Annotated in this window: 2 protein-coding genes; both read right to left on the bottom strand. The window is 53.0% G+C overall.

From position 1 onward, the window contains the following. Positions 1–248: 248 nt before the first annotated feature. Entirely contained in the window at positions 249–1,112 is an 864-nt protein-coding gene (locus tag ACUCV0_RS23905; protein ID WP_158890390.1) for a replication initiation protein, read from the bottom strand. 2,399 nt (positions 1,113–3,511) lie between these two features. Further along, entirely contained in the window at positions 3,512–4,141 is a 630-nt protein-coding gene (locus tag ACUCV0_RS23900) for a ParA family protein (RefSeq protein ID WP_178118371.1), read from the bottom strand. Between the last annotated feature and the right edge of the window lie 547 nt (positions 4,142–4,688).

The raw sequence follows: 4,688 nt of genomic DNA, 5'->3' as shown, positions 1-4,688 counted from the left end.
TCGCGTCGGCCGACCGACTAGTCCGACGCATTCGCTGTGGGGGTTTTTATGGCCATCAATAGCGAGAAGGGCTTCAGCGAGATCTGCAAGCCGCAGGGGCAGTCGCCGAACTCGGTGGCAATGACTCGCGCAGCAACAAGCTTTCAACACAGCTCGCCCCCTTCTGAGCTACAGAGTGGGCTACGTTTTCTTGCGAAACCGCCGGACCTGGAGCAATAGGGCGCTGCGCGTTTCGATGCAAAGTGCAGCTAAGCGCTACCGGACTCATCCACCTCGATAGGAAAGGTGAAGTTCGGATCGTCTTCGCTTAAATCGTCGAAGGCGGACGCCAATAGCAAACCGGGATCCTCCGGCAGGTCAATTTCGGTCAAGGGTACAAGCTCTTCATCACCTAGATTCAGCGGTAGCTGCTGAGCGAGATCCTTGAACATGAATTTGATGGCGACGACTCGTCTCGCCTCACGCTTCAACTCGTAAGTGACGTCCAATCTACTCTTGGTGCGCAGCTCTTCCACCGCAGGATCAATCACACGTTGACGAAGATTGTTAAACCGCTGGTAAGCATCGGAAAGCCCTAAAGCGGTCCTGAGCGTCTCGATCTCGATGTATGCCCATCCGGTCTTTTTGAACTGCATGAGCATCTCGAAAAGCCGAAATGAGTGACTTGAGTCGAGACGGGCCACGCGCCGCAGATCGTAGCTGGTGAGCTTGGTATGAAGCCGGGACAGATACGGCATAACATGGATTGTGAACGACAGCTCTACCCTGCCCTCCCCCGCTATGTAACGCGCAGCATCTACCCAGCGCTTACGCTCCACTGCAGATCCATCGAACGTCTTCACCTCCCGCTCAAAAAGGACGTCTGCTGTCTCCTTCATCTGCTCGTAGGCATGACGAAGCTGCACACCATAGATTTCTGAATACAGCAGGGCCGAAACCGAAATTTTCTTCGGCATCCCTTTACGAGGATCAATTTGGCTTATCGCAGCCAAAATCAGCCTCTGCTCGTTAAGGGTAAGCCGATACGAGGCAGTGATGAGCGTGTTTGATTTCGTTACCCGGATCGGCCGAGGGTCAGCTTGATCTGGAACGGAGGTGGATACCTTTGACATGTAAAGACCTGGTAAGAAGCCTTCGAACCCTACTATTCCTTTCCCCTGTAGTCGATACGGGGCCCAGCGAAAAAGGAGTCGAAAGCCCGTACAACGCGCTTTTGGCGCGACCATCAACCGCCCAGACGTTCCGGCAGAATCGTGTAGTAGTCGTCTCGGCGAGACGCGGTGGTAGGTAGTAAAGCACTGACTGAGCGGACATGCGAGTACCTTAATTTGTAGTCGATCCACATCTAGCTGAAGTAGCGCACTGCTGGGAGAACTACTGAAAGAGTCTCCATACCGTAATCTGTAGTCGCAGCGCCGGCCGGACGTCACGTCTAGCAAGGCCACGCTGAGCCTGGGTCGTTCAATACCGTAATGTGTAGTCGTATTGGCTCAGCAGTGAACCGGCTTTGACCATAAGCCAGGCCGCTACGGACGGTAGTGCCGTAATGTGTAGTCGTCAGAAGGCTTACGGCCTGCGTACAGCCCTAATTTGTAGTCGATCAGGCGAACTGACTGCGTTTTTGCCGCCAAAACGTCTGTTTGATGCCGTAATTTGTAGTCGTGAGCTCGGTTCTAACGAAATCCTGATCGGCTAGATACCGTAATTTGTAGTCGTTTCAGCAGGTTAGACGACGGACTAGCCGTAATTTGTAGTCGTTAGTAAAGGTTTCCAGTGACGTTGGTTACCGCCATATGTAGTCGTAAGACGTAATAGACGTGTCAGTTCGAGCGTACCTGATTGCGTCCGACTACGATGATCTGCGCACCATGGGAAAAACACGCGGCCAACCAAAAAGCGAAATTTTCCTTTAAAAACAATGATTTATAGGAATAAATCCGGATTTTCTGTATTCAACGCCTTAGACGAGGGCGAATCCGAACCATCTTTAATCGCTACCGTGCTAGCACTGTTCAGATATACAGCCGCTATCTGTAGCATCGACGAGCACGTACCAGTGGATAACAGCCAGAATCTGTAGTCGCTGCTACCGGAATCTGTAGTCGATCAACACGGAATCCGTAGTCGGCTCAGCCGTAAAGGCTAGTCGCATTACCGGAATCTGTAGTCGATACCCCCCACGGAAGCCAGGCCTGGCGCGGGTTTCAGCGTCTTAAAAACAAGATAAAAACAAGAAATAAAGATTTAAAAAGCTCCTAAAAGGCTGGTCTCTGTGGACAAGGAAGCGCCACGATGCTCAACGAGCCGCTATCGACTACAAATCACGGCATGTGCACAGTCGCCTGTTTGGCGACAGACAGTCCTCTCTGGATACCCCAACGTCACGCGTGATAGCGGCCAGTCAGGCCGAGCTACATGTGATCAGGAGATACTCGACGAGCACCTCCGACCGTAGGCATCAGCACCCTTTTGACCTTCCAGCTGGAACCAAAGCCGCGGATTTGCTGCCAAGGGACGGGGCAGATGACTAAATGCCCTAGGAGTAGACGACAGATCCGCGAGTCACCGACGGTCGTCACACAAAACCATTCGATATCACGAACCCCTCCCCTCTGCACAAAGGCTACCTACTACTCGCATCGGTGATCTCGTTACACGTGCAATCAGACACCAGTCCTCGTCCCGAAGAGGTTTTGTTTAGCCACCACTCCAGCAGAGCAGTGCCTACCCAACCAGATGGGGCAGGCAGACCGGATAAAACAGGGGCAAGACGTCGTTGGCAAAGGACGAGATCCACTTTCCTTTTCAAAAAGCATTCTTGCCTATCTAACACAGCTAGCTAGGTGCTCCACGCAATACGTTTACCTGACATCGCTCATCTCACATACCAACGCGTTGACACCCCCTATGAGCTAGCTGGTACCCAGTACCTGGCACATAAAGGTCAATCCAGCGTCGGATCGAGATTGAATGGCCCTTAGCATCCCTAACCCCTTCTAGAAGAAGTCAGAAAACGGGGTCCAGATGTGGAACGCAACGGATAAACCAACAGCCACCACATAAGGTTGAGTCGAACGATGTCGGAGAGACCGAACGGCGGATGCGAGGCAGCAAAGCACGCCAGGCTTCATACACGAACGGACACTGACTACCGCCCGTACTTCTCACACCACAGATCGAAGGCTTCGATGAATATGTCCTGACCAGTTAGACCAAGGTCGATACGCGCCAGCTGAAGCTTTCTGTATCGATCAGCGTCGCACTTCACGCTTAGGGTTCTGTTTTGGCCAGCCTTTGCCATGGGGGCAACCTCCTCTCCTGCATGTTGCGCGGGAGCCTGGTTGCTTTTAGCAACGCTGGGTGCTGACGATGCTGCAGATGTGACAGGCTCTGCTGCGTTAGAGGTTTTGAGCATTGAGCCGAGATCTCGAGGAGTACGAGCCATTAGATCCTACCTTAGTCCGCAAATGCTTAAATAAGTGTACGAGTGCGTGAGTGCTTAAACAAGCGCTTAAGCACGTGATTGCTGATTGCTCAGCTCTTCTAGTATGTAGTCGCACAACTTTCTGATATCACGAGACGCAGAGCAGCTCGGCCGTAGCTCTTGGGGTACTCGACCATCGATCCCCGCTTCAACCATGATGGTGCGACGAGGCATCGGTGGGCACAGCTTCCCGTGTTGAGACAGAGCCACCATTACGTCTTTGGTGATATTTGTATTGAGCGTCACTTCGTTCAAGAGGAATACGAAGGGCTTATTTTCGTCCTTCACCAGCGTCAGGGTCTGCCGTACCGCACGCAGATCGTGTGGACCCGCCTTTACTGGAATGATCACAAGATCTGCGAACTTCACTGTCGCGGTGATGACGTCATTGGACTCAGGAGGTGTGTCGATAAGGACGTAGTCATAGCCCTCACCTTCCAGCACGCTGATTGCTGCGCCCAAGCTCTCGTATGGGACATTTGACATCTGCGGCTCTTCGATCTCGCGCTCTTGCCACCATTCGGTAAGGCTGCCCTGCGGATCAGTGTCTATCAGCATCACCCGATTTCCGCGGCGGGCCAACTCCACTCCCAAGACCTCGGTCGTAGTGGTCTTACCAACACCGCCCTTTCTTGACGCAATCGCGACTGTCTGCACCAGGAACCTCCTTCAGAATGTAACCACGCGCTTAGGTGCGCAGATGCTTACTTGCTTACGTAAGTGCTTGCGCATGTATTTGCGTGAGCGTTGATGCCGAGTATATGCGTGCACACGCATGCTCTCAAGCGGATAAGCACGCACGTAACTGCTTACGCGAGTGCTTGGTTAAGCATTTGCTTAGACTCGAACTGTGGTTACACGGGAGCGTTGTTTCGAGATCGTGGCTATGGTCAAGGAAATGCTGTCGAATCGGTTTCCATCGATCCATACTTAAGCGTTTGCTTAACTAAGCGCTCGCGCTGGCGCCAGTATCTCTGCGCCTGAGGTGAACGAACCAGCGGGTTGGAAGAGGGTGACGCAAGGCAGCGTAAGTGGGATGGAGGCGGCTTCCAGTGGTACTGGTGCTGATGGTTTGAGGCGCTGCTATCGCGGGCGCCCATAGGAAAGTCTCTATCTCAGTACTTGCCAAATAGACCAGTCGCGCACATGCTTGGGTGCTTGGGTGCTTGGGTGCTTGGGTGCTTGGGTGCTTGGGTGCTTGGGT

The sequence above is a fragment of the Pseudomonas sp. VMV1 genome, from assembly GCF_056790235.1.
This window is presented reverse-complemented; position numbering and strand designations above follow the sequence as displayed.

What these genes read in the sequence shown, in the direction of transcription:
- ACUCV0_RS23905 (WP_158890390.1), bottom strand. Translation starts at nt 1,112, where the DNA reads ATGTCAAAGGTATCCACCTCCGTTCCAGATCAAGCTGACCCTCGGCCG.